Origin of the sequence: Vibrio japonicus (assembly GCF_024582835.1) — a bacterium.
In the GTDB taxonomy this organism is placed as follows: Bacteria; Pseudomonadota; Gammaproteobacteria; order Enterobacterales; family Vibrionaceae; genus Vibrio; species Vibrio japonicus.
Window position 1 is genome coordinate 1923365 of the sequence record NZ_CP102096.1, and the last position, 17779, is coordinate 1941143.

Genomic DNA, 17779 nt, shown 5'->3' on the forward strand with positions numbered 1-17779 from the left:
TCATGACTCCAGAGCAACTTACTGGCAAAGTTTCCACCCATTTGGTGGAAACTTTATTTGGGCAAAAAGCGTTCCTTGTTCATCCAAAAGTCGTGACGGATTTGCTTGCTCTTAAAGAAGCCGCTACCCAAGCGGGTTTTAACTTGAACATCGCGAGTGGTTTTCGTGATTTTGACCGCCAGATGTCTATTTGGAATCGTAAAATGTCTGGCGATGCGCCCGTTCTGGATAAAGAGAGCCAACCGTTGGACATCAGCCTTCTTTCCGATCAGGAAAAAGTGATGGCGATTTTACGTTGGTCAGCACTTCCGGGAGGCAGCCGCCATCATTGGGGCACGGACTTCGACCTGTTTGATCGCAATAGCCTGCCAGAAGGTGTCACTCTGCAACTTGAACCTTGGGAATACTTATCTGGCCACCAGCTCAACTTTTACACATGGTTGAAAGATCACTTGTCGGATTTTGGATTTTTCTTTCCCTATCAAGGAAACAATGACGGTGTCGCGTTTGAACCTTGGCACATTAGCCATAAAAAGGCGGCAGACCATTGCTTGACTGAACTCACGCTCGATAACTTGCGATATGAAATTGAATCCAGCGACTTATTAGGTAAAGAAGTGGTTCTGGCTGAGCTAGAAACGATATACAATCGGTTTATCACCAATATCTCTTGTTAGGAGGAGATGATGGAATGGCTCACTAACCCTTGGGTAATTATTGCGATTGTTCTGAGCGTTATTATCGGCAACATTGCAGCGTTAAAATACACAGCAAAAATGAAATTTGGCTTAAAGAACAAAAAGCCAAATCGGCCAGAAAGCTCTGAGTCTGACGAACAAGAAACCAACGAAAAAGACCCGCGATAAATGCGGGTCTTTTGTCAGCGAGGCCGATTACTTAATATGGTCCCAAGAGATATTTGAGACAATACGGCAGTCATCGCATTTGAAGTGAAAGATGTCGTGCAATGGCTCTTCAAGTAACCACTCTCCACCACATTTTGGACACTTACGCGCTTTCTCGTCAGCCAAACTCTTACCACCAACGCGATATTGATAATAGTAAGTGGGTATTTTCGTCACGTATTCGATGCGTCCTCGCAAATCCCATCCACGGCGAAATAGCACACTGTCCGCATCACAAATCTCGTGAAGCGCCGCATGCTCTGCGCGACAAGCACCCGCCATTTGGATCTCATCACACGCTTGCCATTCTGTTTGCCACTTCACCACAGCTTTATGATCACCATTCAGTGTTGGCCCATTTCGATAAAGTGGGATGGGTAGCAACGACTCACCACTTCGAAGCGGCGAACATGTATGCACATAGGTTGTGTACAAAACTTGCCAGCTCGGCGTATCTTCTTCCGCAGACGCTTCCGAGTTTAAATCGCGACCTAACAAACGTACTTTGGGCGCAAGTAAGCAGGCTTCCGCTAAACGGCCAATACACACATTCACAAAGTCAGAGTGATATTTAGGGTGCAAGCTCTCTTGCTCAGGGCAAACCGCTCGCACAAAGAACTCCCCGTCTCCCATCACGATAGGAAACTCTCTTCCCAGCACTTGACCGTTGTAACGCAGGGCATCCATTAAACCGTTAATCGCCTTATCAACAGCAGAAACGGTGGTGTTATCAAAACATTCAAACTGAAGTTCAACTACGTACATGATTACACCGCTGGGATTAAGTTGGCCAGGAACTCGGCAACATCTTGTGCCAACACATCCCTTTTATCAGTGCCTAGTCGTTCCAGCACTACGTTACCCGTTATGTTACAGATCGAGATCACGTCTAGCTCAGCATCCGTCGCCGCAATAAACACTGTAGGTTTCAGCTTTAAACGACGCTGAGTCACCAAATGCCCCAAGATATTTTCCTGTAAACGAACAAAGTCATCATCACTCCACACTTGCAATAATGTCAGCTCGTTCCCGTTCCATGTCGCGTCCATATCAGCGCTGTACTGTGAGCCATAAAACGTCTTGATATCATCATGCAGGGTCAACTCAATACCATTTTCAACATTGGTAAAATCTGCTGGCGTTTCTCGCGGGTACGCCTTCCATTCCACACAGTCATCGTGCTTGGCTTCTACGCATGGTGATACAAGATCCACCAATTCTTCGCTAGTAGGTAAGCGCCCATGTTTGTCTAGATGGGACTGTCTGTAGTTATCACTGAATGAAAGCAACGCTTGCAAGGCATTATCAGCCATTAGATTCTCCAATTGAGTAGATTCACCAAACTTATGTCAGTGTAAGACAGACTGAGATTGGTATCAGTATTCGCTTTTAGGCGCGGGATTTCGTAAAATTCTCGCCATTCTAATAGAAAATGAACCTAAGTATGAGCAAATATTCTGATGCAAAAGAGTTGGCGGGTCTAACTCTTGGTCAAAAGACCGAGTATGCCAACCAATATGATCCCTCTCTACTGCAGCCAGTACCTCGCAGCCTGAACAGAAATGACCTTGAATTAGGCGACGAGCTGCCGTTTAAAGGCTGCGACATCTGGACGCTGTATGAATTGTCTTGGTTAAACGAAAAAGGTTTGCCTCAAGTCGCCATCGGTGAAGTTTCTATTCCCGCGACCAGTGAGAACTTGATTGAATCGAAATCTTTCAAGCTCTACCTAAACAGCTTTAATCAAACACGTTTTGTCAGCTGGGATGAAGTAGAACAGACTCTTACCAGAGATTTATCTGCCTGCGCAGGTGAAGAAGTGAGCGTAACCGTTCGCTCAGTGGTCGATTATACCGACTCTCTCATTGTTACTATGGATGGAGAGTGTATCGACGAGCAAGACATTGAAATTTCAAGTTATGACTTCGACGACACCCTCATCGAAAACGCGGTCAAAGAGAACGTGGTTGAAGAGAGCCTACACAGCCATCTATTGAAGTCCAACTGTCTGATCACTAACCAACCAGATTGGGGCAGTGTTGAAATTCAATACAAGGGTAAGCAAATCGACCGAGAAGCCCTATTGCGCTACATTGTTTCCTTCCGTGAGCACAACGAGTTTCACGAGCAGTGTGTTGAACGTATCTTCACCGACATCATGAAGTACTGCCAGCCAGAAAAACTGACGGTTTACGCTCGTTACACGCGACGTGGTGGCTTGGATATTAATCCATACCGCTCAACAGAGCAGACTCAGCCGACTCACAACCAACGCATGGCTCGTCAATAAGGAACTCATTCAGGATGGCTAAAATACGCTGGGCGCGCTGGATAAGCGCATGCGCTTTATTTATAACGACACAAGTTGCGGCATCAACACTTTACTCTTCCGCCATGCTCAACGAAGCAAACGGGCTAGTTGATATTGTGCCGAAACAATCAAAGCAGCTTGCCAACCGTTATCTCACCCAGCGTACTTTGTCTGATAAAACAGAGCAGAGTCCATCATCTGTTTCTCGCGACGAAAGTGACAGCCGAACTCGCTCACCGGGCAGCACTATTGATGCGTTGAGAATTCTGGCTCGCGCCGAGTTCAATTTAGGTAATCCACATGCTGCGCTACAACATTTGAACGAGGCTGAGCAACTCGCCAAGAATTACAACCTGCCATACCTATTGCTTGATGTGAACCTTGTTGAAATTCGATTACGTTGGAAGATCTCTGACAATGCATTAGCAGCTAGAAACACGTTAGTTGAATGGGAGGAGTCGTTTAACGCCATTCAAAACTCTCCACAACTCGCGCGTGGTCTTCAATACAAAATGACCATGTTAAAAGCAGACATTGCTTCGTCAAAAGGAGAAAGCGCCCTAGCTGAAACACTATACGCTGAAGCCAAAGCATTTGTTGATGCCTCATCATCCAGCAAAACAGAGATTAGTTACCACACGACAGTAGGTAAGCACTACCTCCACAACAAGCAGTACAATTTAGCACTTTCTGAACTGCTAAAAAGTTATTGGACAGCGATAGAGAGCAATTCCGGCGTCTCTCTTGCGGAAGTCAATCAAACCCTTGGTCAGCTTTTCTACGAGCGTAAGGTTCTGGACAAAGCAAATGAGCACCTTTCTCAGGCGGCTGATTTTTACGACAACTACGAGAATTCACCAGCACTGACACCTATCTTAAAACGCATGGGAGATATCTACTTCACCCAAGGAAAGTACAATCTCGCGCTTGTTCAGTACTTTAATGCCATGGATCATGAACGGCTGCAAAATAATGTAGAAAGTATCATTGATATCCGCCTCTCTCTCGCAGCGACCTACTTAAACTTGGTGAACTTTCCTTTGGCGGAACAGTATCTTGATAGAGCGCTTACGCTGCTAGAGTATGCCGATGTTCCGCAGCTAAAAGCTCGCGCCTTGCTACTGGAGGCCGGTCTTGCAAACAACCAAAATGATGCCCAAACCGTACTATTGAAAGCAAAACAAGCCTTAGGTATTGCGCTCGCGTTACAGGATTTCCCTACGCAAAAAGAGGCTTACCAGCTTATTTATACCGGGTACGAGTTAAGTGGTGATTACCAAAATGCGTTGGAGTACTTAAAGCAGTTTAACTCTTTAACTCACATTGAGCAGCGAGAACTCGACCTGATCAGTGAAGATGCATTTAGGCAACAGAAAGAGTTTGTTGAACAGACGTTGCATCTAACTGGACAGCAAGTCGAGCTTGATCAAACAAAAGAAGATTTCCGCAAGTTCCAAAAGATCTCATTCGCATTGTTTACCGCTTGTTTCCTTTTGCTGCTGTTTGTTTTCCGACGTGGACACATTATCAGCCTACAGCGCGAGGAACTGGATGAGTTAAACGAAAACTTATTCACTCACTCTCGATCTGGTCTTAAGAATTTGCGTATGCTGAATGCAAAACTCCCTGCATCATTAGAAGAGAGTATTAGCAAATTTGAAAAATGGCATGTCGGTGAGCTGATTCATGAGCCATTAAACGATCGCTTGCGTTTTGTGATGATTGACGTGCCCTTTTTACGCAACATGTACTTACAACATGGCTACCAAGAAGGCCTAAAACTCGAACATGAGTTTGGCGAGTATCTCAAAGAGCGTGTACAGCACCCAGCCCGTATCTATCACTTTTCTGATGCGAACCTACTTTATATAGAACGTAACAGCGAAGCAGGCACAGACCCTGAAGACGTGTTTAACAAAGTGCAAAAGTGGATTACAGAGTTTAAACCTGAAAAACACATCAATCGCACCATTCGTATGGGTATGGCAGACTATCCTTTCCTACCTAGGGCGTACACAGCGGTTAATGACAAAGAACTAATCGATGTTTTACTTATGGCCGCCAGCACCGCTCGCACGTTGAGCATGAAAGAACACTCCAGCCAATGGGTGTACCTAAAAGCGATCGAAAATGCCCCTGCGGCAAGTTTAGCGACGGGCAATATTCGTAATGCTTGTAAACATTCCATTAATCAAGGACTGATCAAAGTTCACTCTTCTTATAAGAATGAGGACAGTATCAAAAAACTATTAAAAGATGATGGAAACACCATCAATCAAACGTTGTAAGTCGTGACGGATTCAATTAATTTGTTATTATCAATAAATTAATTAATAAGGGCGAGTTTTCATCGCCCAGTCTGTAAGTTTAGTTTTTATGGGCTCCAAAGAATCCGATCTTCAGTCACAGCTTGAAAAGCTTCAACAACAATTGAACCAAGTTCGATTGACACAGAAAGATACCTCGTTCAAATTTACTAGAGAGCAGAAGGTGCTTAAGCGCATCATTGCTTCTATGACGACGGTGTACAAAAGTGAAGACCCAAGACTAAAAGCTAGTTTAATTGAGCTGAAGCAAGCGGTAGAACAACAACAAGACATCAGCTCGTTGATCCCTAAGCTGGCAATATTAGAACGTTTGCTGAAACAACAAGGCTTGGCTATGGATAAAGAGACAGAACACTTAGATTCGCAGATAAAACACAGCGGAGAAACACTGCTTCGCGTTTCTGGCCTTCCTCTAAAAATTAAACGAGATCTCCGAGAGCTTCTTAGCTACTCAAACGGTCAACAAATGTCGAATATAGAGCAAGCAATTAAACTCATTGCTCTGTACGAACGTTCTGTCAAAATCATTGCAGCCAACCCTTCCACTCCACTCAATGAAATTTCAAAAAACACAGACCGAGAGCTACTTGTTAAACTTTCAGATGAACTACAACACCTCATCACTGAAATTGATTTTGAATGCGAATCGGGTGAGTTGCTGGCAGACATTCGAGCAAAGCTGCTGGTCGGCGTAAATACACACACGCTTTTAGAATTAACGCTTCAAACACTCAAACTGGTTGTTGAAGGGACGCATACCGAGCGCAAGGCGTCAGAGCAATTTTTGAACGAGGTTAACGCATCACTCTCAACGTCAGTAAGCGCTGCCGAGAAAAACACGCAGCAATCTCAAAGTTACCTAGATCAAAGGCATGAGATTAACGAGGAGTTATCTGGGGTCATCGGAAAAGCCGACGCGAAAGTTAAGTCAGCAACACACTTAGACACCCTACGAAATGAGCTCGCGCCCTTACTTGACCAACTGAATTCTCTCTCTGAACGTCTCCACCACGCAGAAAGTAGAGAGCAAGCGCTTTTGGATCGCATGGTGCATGGTAAAAATCAGATTGAAGCACTCTTCACACTGACTCAAGATTATCGCCGCCGCTTGGATGAACAGAAGCAGAGAATACAACTTGATCCACTGACTAAAGTGTATACGCGCACTTCTTTCAACGAGCGTCTAGAAATTGAATATCGTCGTTGGATAAAAAATCAGCATGACCTCCACATCATCCTGTTTGATATCGATGGTTTTGGCACGATTAATGACGGGTTTGGTTACGCGGCAGGCGACAAAGCTCTCAAAATCATCGCACGCACAATAAAAAATGCACTAACAGATGGCGATACTGTTGCTCGCTTTGGGGGCGAAGAGTTTATCCTCATTTTGCCTAAACGCTTAAATAAAGACTGCTATAGCTTGGTGCAGTCCATTCAGCAGCAAGTGTCTAAATTGCCTTTCAAGTTCAAAGAGCAGAACCTGAAGATTACACTTTCTGCTGCAAGTAGCCACTTTAAAGACTCTGATACCCCAGAAGAGGTATTAGACCAACTCAACCTGCGTCTAAGAAAAGCGAAGTCCATTGGCCCTAGCCAGTTCGTTTGGAATTAACGCATCAATGTCATATAAATATCAATAAGTTAACATCTTGTTACTGAAAGCGTGCTAAGCTAAATGTTACCCGTTCGTTATAGTCAAAGTGAATTACGCCTATTTCTCCTCAGGCTCCTATAGCGACACACGGAGAGTATGACCCTAGTCAAGGAGAATATTATGATCACTCATATTAGTCCTGCTGGTAGTATGGATCTTCTCTCTCAACTTGAAGTTGAGCGCCTTAAGAAAACCGCCTCCAGTGATCTTTACCAGCTATATAGAAACTGTACGTTAGCTGTACTGAATTCTGGTAGCCATACTGACAACTCAAAAGAACTGCTCGAAAAATACAAATCCTTCGACGTTAATGTGGTGCGCCGTGAACGCGGTATTAAACTAGAACTGACTAATGCGCCAGAGCACGCCTTTGTTGATGGGCAAATCATTAAAGGGATTCAAGAACATTTGTTCGCGGTACTACGTGACATTGTTTACGTCAACATGCACTTGGCAGACAACCAGCGCCTTAATCTCACCAACGCTAGTCATGTCACCAACTTAGTGTTTGGTATTTTGCGAAATGCTGGGGCACTGACACCGGGAATCGATCCCAACCTTGTCGTCTGCTGGGGCGGTCACTCCATTAATGCCGTTGAATATCAATATACTCGTGAAGTCGGCCATGAGCTTGGTTTGCGAGAAATGAACATCTGTACCGGTTGCGGACCAGGTGCAATGGAAGGGCCAATGAAAGGCGCGGCGATTGGCCATGCTAAACAACGCTACTACGACCAACGTTACCTTGGTCTCACTGAACCGTCGATCATTGCTGCGGAGCCGCCAAACCCGATTGTGAACGAGCTCGTTATCATGCCTGACATTGAAAAACGTCTAGAGGCATTTGTTCGCATGGCTCATGGTATCGTTATTTTCCCCGGCGGTGCGGGCACTGCGGAAGAGTTGCTGTATATTTTGGGTATCATGATGCACCCAGAAAATACCAGTCAACCACTCCCAATCGTTCTTACAGGTCCAAAAGAGAGTGAAGACTACTTCCGATCTATCGATCAATTTATCGGTGACACGTTAGGTAAAACAGCGCAGAAACATTATGAAATAGTCATTGATGATCCTGCGCGAGTAGCGAAGATTATGAAGCAAGGTATGGAAGACGTTCGTCAGCACCGTAAGGCTACAGGCGATGCTTACAGCTTTAACTGGTTGCTTAAAGTCGAGCCGGAGTTCCAATTACCATTTGAACCAACACACGAAAACATGGCGAGTTTGGATCTACACCTGAACCAACGTCCGGAAAATCTTGCAGCCGCACTGCGCCAAGCATTTTCAGGCATTGTCGCTGGTAACGTGAAAGCCGATGGTATCCGTGAGATAGAAAAATACGGCCCATTTGCGCTTGATGGTGACGCGAGTCTAATGAAGAAAATGGACAGGCTGCTACGCGACTTCGTCGAGCAACACCGCATGAAATTACCTGATGGTACGGCTTACGAGCCATGTTACCGAATCAAGACTGGTGACTAGCCGCTGGTAATCTAAACCTCATCCGATACAATAAGGGCTTAATTGCCCTTATATTTTGCTTTTTATGTCTATTCATCTTGTTATTATCGACGCTCTCAATCTCATTCGCCGCGTGCACTCCGTCCAGCCCGATCCTAACGATATAGCAAGAACGATCACCACCACTACTCGGACACTGACTAAAATCATCAACGAGTCTCAGCCAACACACATCATTGCGGTGTTTGACCACCACCTACAAGACCGTGGCTGGCGAGCCGAGGTGCTACCTGAATACAAACAAAACCGAAAACCGATGCCGGAGCCTTTGATGAAAGGACTGGAATCGATTCAGGACGCTTGGTGGAAACTCGGCATCGATTCGCTGCTTTCAGACGGTGACGAAGCGGATGATTTGGTCGCAACTCTCGCGATGAAGGTCGCCAGCCACAACGAAAAAGTGACCATCATCTCTACCGATAAAGGCTACTGTCAGTTGCTCTCACCGACTCTCCAAATTCGAGATTATTTCCAGCACCGCTGGTTAGACGCCCCTTTTATTGAAAAAGAGTTTGGCGTTAAACCGGAACAATTGGCGGATTATTGGGGATTAGCAGGTGTCAGCTCTAGCCAAGTGCCTGGGGTCCCCGGTATTGGCCCAAAGGCAGCGAAAGAAATTCTGAACCAGTTCGACAACATTGAGCAAGCATACGCCAGTGATGATCTGCCTACCAAATATAGGAAGAAGCTGGATGAGCACATTGAATCAGCGCGTAAATGTAAACAAGTCTCCGCACTTAAGACCGATATTGAATTGGGTTTCAACCTGCAAGACTTGCGCTTTAACGGCCCTAACGAAGTCTAAGACAAATTACGGACATTAAAAAAGGCTCTGAAATCAGAGCCTTTTTCGTATCGATAGCGCGATTAATGCGGGGAGATGTTCGACAGACACTGCACGTGTACTGTGATTTCTTCGCGGTCGTGGTATAGGTGCTTCGCTTGAAGTTTGTATTTCACACCGTGTTCTTTAAGGAAGATTTTCAGATTTTCGATATCTTCCAATACTTCGTCATAACGACCTTTCATTGGCAACTTAAGGTTGAAGATGGCCTCTTTCGCCCAACCACTAATGATCCACTCACCCATCAATTGCGCAACTCGGGATGGTTTTTCAATCATGTCACAAATAAGCCAAGTCACGTTTTTACGCGCAGGCTCAAACTTAAAACCATCTTCCTGATGGTGCTTAACCTGCCCGGTTTCCATCAGACTATCGGCCATCATGCCGTTATCGACAGCGTGAACGAACATCGAACGTTTCACAAGCTGATATGTCCAACCACCTGGACATGCGCCCAGGTCAACGCCCCACATGCCTGGCGCTAAACGCTCATCCCACTCTTCGCGTGGAATAAACACGTGGAAAGCTTCTTCCAACTTAAGTGTTGAACGGCTTGGCGCATCGGCTGGAAACTTAAGGCGCGGAATACCCATAAAGAACTGAGAGTTGTTAGACGGCAACGAGTAGCCCACAAAGCAATGACCCGGCGCAACAAAACAGATATGAAGCACAGGTTTCTTAGGACTGTCTTTAGGGAATAGAATCCCCTTGCCACGCATCGCTTGGCGCATAGGTACGGTAAACTTGCGGCAGAATTTCAGCAGTTCTTTCGCTTCGTTGGTGTCTGGCGTTTCAATACGGATATCACCGCAACGAGGCATGCTTTCCACATCACTGAGATCTTCCAGAATCGGAGAGATACGGTCTTCACGCGGCAAGTCTTGAATTTCAGTCGCCACAGCAAACATCTGGCGAGCGAAAATCAGTGATTTGAAATCTAGCCCTTTAACAAGCTTTTCAGCATCGCCGTCTTGGTAACATTCAAACAGTACATAGCCAGTATTGTTCTTTAAACGAGGGAAACCAAAGACTTCCAGTTGTGTCGCGCGATCCTGAATTTCTCCTGCACACTCTTTTTCGAAACCCGAACGGCAGTAGAGCATTAGCTGTTTCACTGATTCACCTCTTTAATCTGTAGTGCTGCGTACACGAACAGTCCCCACCCCAACATAAAGGTGATGCCACCTAACGGTGTAATCGGGCCAAACCATTTAATTCCGGTTATGGCCAGCGCATATAGACTGCCGCTAAAACAAAAGATGCCGATGATAAAGCAAATCGCAGCGAGGGCGAAATATTTTTGTGATTTCTCAGTCAAAGAAGAACGGATCAGGATTCCACAGAGCAAAATAGCCAATGCATGAATAAATTGATACTGAACTCCTGTGTTAAACACCTCTATTAAATAAGGTGGCAACACTTTTTTCAGCCCGTGTGCCGCGAAAGCGCCTAACGCCACACCTACACCCGCAAAAACGCCGCCAAACGCGACAATGTGATTACTTTTCACCGTACACCTCACCATACACATCGAAGACAAACGTCGCTATGCGCTGCACTGTCAGATCGATATTGCCTTGCTCAGTAAAGCCAGACCTTTTACGTGGTTTAAAGCTGTGATCGCCATCTGGCAAAAATTCGACTTGCACGCTCTCTGATAGTGCAAACTCACCGAACTCTTCTTTCTTGCCAAAGGTGTCTCGCTCGCCTTGTAAAATAAGCAGAGGTTTCTTCACCGTTGCCAAGTGCTCGCCTTTATAATTTTCCGGCTTACCTGGCGGGTGAAACGGAAAACCTAAGCAAGCCACCGCCGCAACGCTTTCTTCGTCAGCCAGTAAACTCGCCATCCGACCTCCCATTGATTTACCGCCGATAACAATCGCCTTGTCTTTCGCGTATTCGGAAATAACTTGTTGATAGGCTTCAAGCAGTTTTGGCGCTCTGTCCGGCGGGCGCTTCTTGCCATCTTCAGCGCGCTTAGCCATATAAGGGAAGTTAAAGCGTATAACCTGAATCCCTTTCTTTGCTAATCCCTGAGCCACCGAAGCCATAAATTCATGGTCCATTCCTGCCCCTGCGCCATGAGCAAAAAGAAATATTGGCTGGCCGTTTTCACCATCAATCAGGTAATCACTCATCTAATAATACCTCTTGTTCACTTTGAGCTTTCGCCAACATCCAGTCACGGAATGTTGCGATACGCCCCATGTCAGCTTGTTTCTCGTGGCATACAACGTAGAACGCATTTTTTGTCACCAACACTTCGTCAAACGGGGCAATTAATCGACCCGCTTCCAGTTCAGGCTGCGCGAGTACATTGTTTCCCAACGCGACGCCCTGTCCATGAGCCGCCGCTTGCAACACCATTGTAGAGTGACTGAAGATAGGTCCGTGATTGACATTCACACCTTCTATACCGTTCTGCTTAGCAAATTGTTTCCAATCTTTACGAGACGTATCATGCAGTAACGTATGCTTGGTTAAGTCACTTAGTGATTCTAATGGTTTGCTACCTAAAAGCAGCGAAGGGGAACACAACGGAATTAGGAATTCTTGGTACAACTTGTCAGAGCGAAGACCAGGCCAATTACCACGCCCATAGTAAATGGCCACATCGACGTCATCAGTCAATGATCCTTCATCCATATCCACCGCTTTGATACGAACATCAATATCTGGCTCCTGCTGGTTAAAGTCCGCAAGACGTGGAACGAGCCATTGAATAGCAAAACTGGGTGGCAAACTAATGGTCAAGGCACCTTTTTCACTGCGCTCTAGAACTTTATCAGTAGCTTCTGCTAAGGAGGTGAAGATATCTTTAATGTCTAAAAAGTAACTTTGCCCTTCTTCAGTCAAAAGCAAAGAGCGATTTCTTCTACGAAATAGCTTTAAGCCAAGGAATTCTTCTAACGCTTTAATTTGGTGACTGACCGCCGCTTGGGTAACAAACAGCTCTTCAGCAGCACGAGTAAAACTTAAATGACGTGCAGCAGCCTCAAACACTTTGAGTGAATTTAATGGAGGCAATCGTCTAGACATGGCGCTTTTCCTAACGTTGGATTAGTTTTTTTTATCTGAAACATTATAAAATGTCCATTGCCTGACGACCAGAGAAATTCTATATTCCCTCCCGCAGCAAAAGCCAGAACGGCTTGATTCCTCGTTGAATCAATTGGCCTTTTGTTGCGATGTTGTGTTTGCAAACTCGTATTTCGAGTTAGGTAGGTTTCCTACCATCGTTTCGTTGCATTAGAGTAACGAAACATACTTCCTGTATTTATTTTGACCTGTCTGTCAAATTTTTTAGCACCGCCTATATGGCGGTGTTTTTTTATGCGCCAGAAACAGCAGGAGGGATTTAAGAGAAGCCGTCACTTTTCAGAAGATGGCATTCAATCCAAAAAGCGACGAAAACTGAAGTAAATACGCAGTGATTTAAATGAAAGCGGGAATGAGTTCGAGCCCTAGCACGCCACTGATGCTCATCACCACCAGCAATGACACTTTAAATACCGATTTAGACCAACTCACATAATTATGGTCATCAATCTTACTAAACGTCACTTTTGTCCACATAAAGCAAACAACCGCTGAAACAGCCAAATACTCATACCCTGCTTCACCGAGCAAAAACAGTCCCAATGAAACTGTACCAAAGGCCAACACATATGCCTTCATATGGCGATGTGCTTTCTGAATACCTTCTTTAACTGGCAGTACAGGGATGCCCGCTTCTCGGTAGTCTTGCATGCGGAACATCGCAATGGCATACGAATGCGGCATTTGCCATAAACAGAACATGGTAAACAGCAAAATCGCTTCTAAGCTGATGAAGTTGGTTACCGCAACATAACCCACCAGTGGTGGTACCGCGCCAGAAATACTTCCCACCAAGGTTCCATAGACCGAGTTACGTTTGTACCACATCGTATAAAAGAAGACGTAGTACACATAGCCCAACAGGACAACAACGGTCGCGAGTGGATTTGCCAGTTGATAAAGTAACGCTGTTCCACCCATCAGTAGAGCCAGAGCATACACAAAAGCAATATCAAGATTGATATTCCCTTTCGCCAATTCACGGTTTTGAGTACGCGCCATCTTTTGATCGATATCGCGGTCAAAAATATTGTTCACCACACAACCTGATGCAATCACAAGTCCCACTCCAGCTAACGTTGTAAAAAACAACGTCAGGCTAGCAGGTTCTGATTTAGCGGCGAGGAAGAACCCCGCCGCAACAGAAATCAGGTTGCCGAAAATAATGCCCGGTTTGGTGATAGACAAATAACTTTTCAGCATACCTTGGCCTACAACTTCATGTTGACGCTCATGTTGTAGATAATCCAAACCGAGCCTGCGATCAGGATTAGTACAACAATCGCCGTGAACATTAGCGATACCAAGTTCCAACGGCCTTCAGTGGTTTTCGCTTCCATGTGCAGGAAGTATTTGAAGTGAACGAAAACCTGAACGATGGCACAAGCAAATAGGATCGCGTACGTGCTTGAAGCTGGCAGAGACTGCGCCCAAACAAAGTAGAAAGGAATCACAGTTAAGACTAACGAAGCCAAGAAACCTTTTACGTAATCCGACGAACTTGTTTCTACATGTTGGCCCATTACATCACCCCCATTAAGTAAACGATGGTAAAGACACAAATCCAAACAATGTCTAGGAAGTGCCAGAATAGGCTCAAGCAGTTAAAGCGCATTGCCATGTTGTCGTTCAGTCCTTTGGTTGAAAGCTGGTGATAGGCCACCGCCAACCAAATTAGACCGAATGTCACGTGTAAGCCGTGCGTCCCAACTAGCGTAAAGAACGCCGATAAGAATGCACTCGCTTGAGGGCCGTAACCTTCCGCAATCAGGTGATGGAACTCGTAGATTTCCATGCAGATAAAGCCTAGGCCAAGCGCGAAGGTAACTTGCATCCAACGCTTTAGACCAGCCACATCGTTTCGTTTCATCGCGATCATGCCAAAACCAAAAGTGATACTACTAAATAGCAGCAGCATGGTTTCAACAAACACGAAAGGCAGTTCGAAAATCTCTTTACCCGTTGGACCGGCAATCGAGTTGCTGGACAGCACGGCATAAGTCGCAAACAAAGTCGCGAACAATACACAGTCACTCATCAGGTAAACCCAGAAACCAAACAGCTTGTTGCCATTCGTGTCATGGTGGTGATCGTGGTCATGATGAGCTGCAATATTAGTTTGCATAGGTCACCTCCAGATCATCCTTCTTATCATTTTCAGTTACGGTTGTTGTGTTCTTCGCTTCTTCAAGCTGTGATCTACGTTCTGCTTCAATCGCTTTTATCTCTTCCACTTCTACGTAGTAATCCACATCTTCGTTGTAGCTATGTTGAATACAAGTGACGACGATACCGACAAAGCTTGCAGCCGCCAGCCACCAGATGTACCAGATCATTGCAAAGCCAAAGACCAGCGCCCAAGCCGAGACATAAATACCTGTTGGTGTGTTCTTAGGCATGTGGATACGTTCATACTCCACTTCTTTCATTGGGTCGAATTCGCCACTTTGTTTCTGGTACCAGAACGCATCCAGTACATCGCCTTTTGGCAGGTGAGCGAAGTTGTAGAATGGCGGAGGTGAAGATGTTGCCCATTCCAAAGTACGGCCGCCCCACGGGTCACCCGTTAGGTCACGGTTTTGCTCGCGGTCACGAATACTCACGTAGATTTGAATGAACTGGGACAATACACCCAGAGCAATCACAACCGTACCAGCGGCTGCGATAGCCAATAGTGGGAAGAATTCTGGGTTGATGTCTTGGCTCAGACGACGGGTCATACCCATAAAGCCCAACGCGTAAAGCGGCAGGAACGCCATCAAGAAACCGACAATCCACAGATAAAACGCGCGTTTGCCCCAAGTTTCATTCATGGTGAAACCGGTCGCTTTCGGGAACCAGTAAGTGATCGCCGCGAAACAGCCGAACACCACACCACCAATAATCACGTTATGGAAGTGCGCGATTAGGAATACAGAGTTATGCAGAACGAAATCCGCACCCGGTACCGCCATCAATACGCCCGTCATACCGCCAACGGTAAAGGTGATTAGGAAACCTACTGTCCACATCATCGGAGTCGTAAAACGAATACGACCTTTGTACATGGTGAATAGCCAGTTGAAGATTTTCACCCCGGTTGGGATAGAAATGATCATTGTGGCGATGCCGAAGAAGGCATTCACGTTCGCGCCAGAACCCATGGTAAAGAAGTGGTGCAGCCAAACCACGAACGCCAGAATCGTAATGACGATCGTCGCCCACACAAGTGAGGTGTAACCAAATAGCTTTTTACGCGAGAAGGTTGCGGTCACTTCGGAGAACACACCAAAGATTGGTAGCACCAAAATATACACTTCTGGGTGGCCCCATGCCCAAATCAGGTTGACGTACATCATTACGTTGCCGCCAAGATCATTGGTAAAGAAGTGCATCCCTAGGTAACGATCCAGCGTCAGTAGCGCGATGGTTACCGTCAGAATTGGGAACGAGATGATGATCAGGATGTTGGCACACAGTGACGCCCAAGTGAACACTGGCATCTTCATCATAGGCATTGACGGTGTACGCATACGCAAAATAGTCACGAAGAAGTTCACGCCCGTTAGCGTGGTACCGACACCAGATATCTGCAGCGCCCAAATCCAATAGTCGACTCCGACTCCCGGACTCGCCTCGATACCAGAAAGCGGCGGATACGCCAACCAACCGGTACGACCAAATTCACCTAAGCCCAAAGACATGTTCGTCAGGATGACACCGACAACAAACAGCCAAAAGCTCAAGTTATTCAGATACGGGAAAGCCACGTCACGCGCACCGATTTGTAGCGGCACGATGATGTTCATCAGACCAATCACGAGCGGCATCGCGACGAAGAAGATCATGATCACGCCGTGCGCAGTAAAGATTTGGTCATAGTGATGCGGCGGTAAGTAACCAGCTTCACCCGCAGAAGAAAGTAGCTGCTGGCTACGCATCATCACAGCGTCAGCAAAGCCACGTACAAGCATCAGCATCGCCACAGCGATGTACATGAAGCCAAGTTTTTTGTGGTCTACCGACGTAAACCATTCATTCCATAGGTATTGCCATTTTCCGGCTTTGGTTACCGCAAAAGCCACGGCTAGTCCCACTAGCGCCACAACGGCAAGCGTAATGACGATGATCGGCTCGTGGTATGGAATTGAATCCAGAGTTAATCTTCCAAACATTGTGATTATCCTTGGTTGTCAGGCAAACAGTTCATGGAACCCGGATGTTGGGTCACGACGTTGCTGAACAGAAACGGAGGAACACTTGAGAACAGAGTGACAGGTGCAGCAACGCTCGGCTCAGCCAGTGAGCTGTATTGCTCCCAGTCTTCAATTCGATCAGGGCTCGCTTTCACTTTTTGCACCCAGTTTAGGAATGCAGCACGATCTGGCATTGCCGATGCGGTGAACTTCATCTGCGAGAAACCTTCTCCGCTGTAGTTCGACGCAATGCCCTTATAGTTCCCTTCGTGGTTAGCAATCAGATTCAGTTTGGTTACCATGCCTGGCATCGCATAAATCTGTGTACCTAAACGCGGGATAAAGAACGCGTTCATGATGTTGTCTGAAGTCAGCTTAAAGGTCACAGGCACATCTTTCGGGAACGCAACGTAGTTTACGGTCGCGATGTTTTCTTCCGGATAGATGAACAGCCATTTCCAATCAAGCGAGACCACTTCAATCGTCATCGGTTTTACATCACTCACCAGAGGTTTGGATGGCTCTAGTTCGTGGGTAGAACGCCAGGTGATGGCGGCAAGAATGGCGATAATGATGATTGGAATTGTCCATACCACCACTTCGATTTTGGTCGAGTGCGACCATTCTGGTGCGTACTCTTCGTCGGTGTTACTTGCTCGGTATCGGTAGGCGAAGTAAATCGTCATTAGAATCACTGGGATCACGACGATTAACATCAGCAAAAGAGCCGTGATGATCAGCTCTTTCTCTTGGACACCAATGGCACCTTTCGGGTCAAGCAAAGCAGAATTACATCCTGAGAGCATAAGTATGACGCACGCCAAACTCCCCCTCGACAAGATGCGTTTATATCTTGAGGCTTCCATTAACTTTCTCGATGGTTGTCTGGTTTCAAGGCCAGTGCCAAGAACCAGTTGTTATAGTCATTAGAATGTTT

At 46.1% G+C, this 17779-nt stretch carries 18 protein-coding genes; 7 read left to right on the top strand and 11 right to left on the bottom strand.

Annotated features, from left to right (window positions below; all coding sequences use genetic code 11):
* Positions 1-2: 2 nt before the first annotated feature.
* Complete coding sequence (locus tag NP165_RS09095) at positions 3-677, top strand: M15 family metallopeptidase (protein ID WP_257083657.1); 675 nt, start codon at positions 3-5, stop codon at positions 675-677.
* Between the two features lie 9 nt (positions 678-686).
* Positions 687-866, top strand: coding sequence for a DUF2897 family protein (locus NP165_RS09100; RefSeq protein ID WP_257085577.1), 180 nt, complete (start codon positions 687-689; stop codon positions 864-866).
* 27 nt (positions 867-893) lie between these two features.
* On the opposite strand, the gene NP165_RS09105 is transcribed toward NP165_RS09100, so the two are convergent.
* Positions 894-1670, bottom strand: coding sequence for a Zn-ribbon-containing protein (locus tag NP165_RS09105; RefSeq protein ID WP_257083658.1), 777 nt, complete (start codon positions 1668-1670; stop codon positions 894-896).
* Positions 1671-1672: 2 nt separating this feature from the next.
* Positions 1673-2218: a SecY-interacting protein gene (gene syd / locus NP165_RS09110; protein ID WP_257083659.1), complete on the bottom strand. Its 546-nt coding sequence runs from the start codon at positions 2216-2218 to the stop codon at positions 1673-1675.
* 131 nt (positions 2219-2349) lie between these two features.
* On the opposite strand from syd, the gene queF reads away from it, so the two are divergent.
* The 5 genes from queF (at position 2350) to xni (ending at position 9529) form a co-directional block, all read left to right on the top strand.
* Positions 2350-3195, top strand: a complete 846-nt coding sequence (gene queF, locus NP165_RS09115) for an NADPH-dependent 7-cyano-7-deazaguanine reductase QueF (protein WP_257083660.1) — start codon at positions 2350-2352, stop codon at positions 3193-3195.
* Between the two features lie 14 nt (positions 3196-3209).
* Positions 3210-5504 (top strand): tetratricopeptide repeat protein, encoded by a 2295-nt coding sequence (locus NP165_RS09120; RefSeq protein WP_257083661.1) that lies wholly within the window; start codon positions 3210-3212, stop codon positions 5502-5504.
* A gap of 88 nt (positions 5505-5592) precedes the next feature.
* A complete protein-coding gene (locus NP165_RS09125; RefSeq protein WP_257083662.1) occupies positions 5593-7158 on the top strand; it encodes a GGDEF domain-containing protein in 1566 nt (521 codons plus the stop codon).
* A 162-nt stretch (positions 7159-7320) separates the two neighbouring features.
* A complete protein-coding gene (ppnN, locus tag NP165_RS09130; RefSeq protein WP_257083663.1) occupies positions 7321-8685 on the top strand; it encodes a nucleotide 5'-monophosphate nucleosidase PpnN in 1365 nt (454 codons plus the stop codon).
* A 64-nt stretch (positions 8686-8749) separates the two neighbouring features.
* A complete protein-coding gene (gene xni, locus NP165_RS09135; protein WP_257083664.1) occupies positions 8750-9529 on the top strand; it encodes a flap endonuclease Xni in 780 nt (259 codons plus the stop codon).
* Positions 9530-9591: 62 nt separating this feature from the next.
* On the opposite strand, the gene rlmM is transcribed toward xni, so the two are convergent.
* The 9 genes from rlmM to cyoA form a co-directional block, all read right to left on the bottom strand.
* Positions 9592-10683 carry a 23S rRNA (cytidine(2498)-2'-O)-methyltransferase RlmM gene (gene rlmM, locus NP165_RS09140; protein ID WP_257083665.1) on the bottom strand — a complete coding sequence of 364 codons (1092 nt, stop codon included), beginning with the start codon at positions 10681-10683 and terminating at the stop codon, positions 9592-9594.
* A complete protein-coding gene (locus tag NP165_RS09145; RefSeq protein ID WP_257083666.1) occupies positions 10680-11078 on the bottom strand; it encodes a DUF423 domain-containing protein in 399 nt (132 codons plus the stop codon). Before NP165_RS09145 ends, rlmM begins: the two co-directional genes overlap by 4 nt.
* Complete coding sequence (locus NP165_RS09150; protein WP_257083667.1) at positions 11068-11706, bottom strand: alpha/beta fold hydrolase; 639 nt, start codon at positions 11704-11706, stop codon at positions 11068-11070. Before NP165_RS09150 ends, NP165_RS09145 begins: the two co-directional genes overlap by 11 nt.
* Complete coding sequence (locus NP165_RS09155; protein WP_257083668.1) at positions 11699-12607, bottom strand: transcriptional regulator GcvA; 909 nt, start codon at positions 12605-12607, stop codon at positions 11699-11701. The genes NP165_RS09150 and NP165_RS09155 overlap by 8 nt, the downstream gene beginning before the upstream one ends.
* Before the next feature lie 396 nt (positions 12608-13003).
* A complete protein-coding gene (gene cyoE, locus NP165_RS09160) occupies positions 13004-13918 on the bottom strand; it encodes a heme o synthase (protein WP_257083669.1) in 915 nt (304 codons plus the stop codon).
* A complete protein-coding gene (gene cyoD, locus NP165_RS09165; RefSeq protein WP_257083670.1) occupies positions 13879-14190 on the bottom strand; it encodes a cytochrome o ubiquinol oxidase subunit IV in 312 nt (103 codons plus the stop codon). Before cyoD ends, cyoE begins: the two co-directional genes overlap by 40 nt.
* A complete protein-coding gene (cyoC, locus tag NP165_RS09170) occupies positions 14190-14792 on the bottom strand; it encodes a cytochrome o ubiquinol oxidase subunit III (protein WP_257083671.1) in 603 nt (200 codons plus the stop codon). The genes cyoD and cyoC overlap by 1 nt, the downstream gene beginning before the upstream one ends.
* On the bottom strand, positions 14782-16821 hold the full coding sequence (gene cyoB / locus NP165_RS09175; protein ID WP_257083672.1) for a cytochrome o ubiquinol oxidase subunit I: 2040 nt from the start codon (positions 16819-16821) through the stop codon (positions 14782-14784). The genes cyoC and cyoB overlap by 11 nt, the downstream gene beginning before the upstream one ends.
* Positions 16822-16826: 5 nt before the next feature.
* Positions 16827-17708 carry a ubiquinol oxidase subunit II gene (gene cyoA / locus NP165_RS09180; protein WP_257083673.1) on the bottom strand — a complete coding sequence of 294 codons (882 nt, stop codon included), beginning with the start codon at positions 17706-17708 and terminating at the stop codon, positions 16827-16829.
* Positions 17709-17779 lie beyond the last annotated feature (71 nt).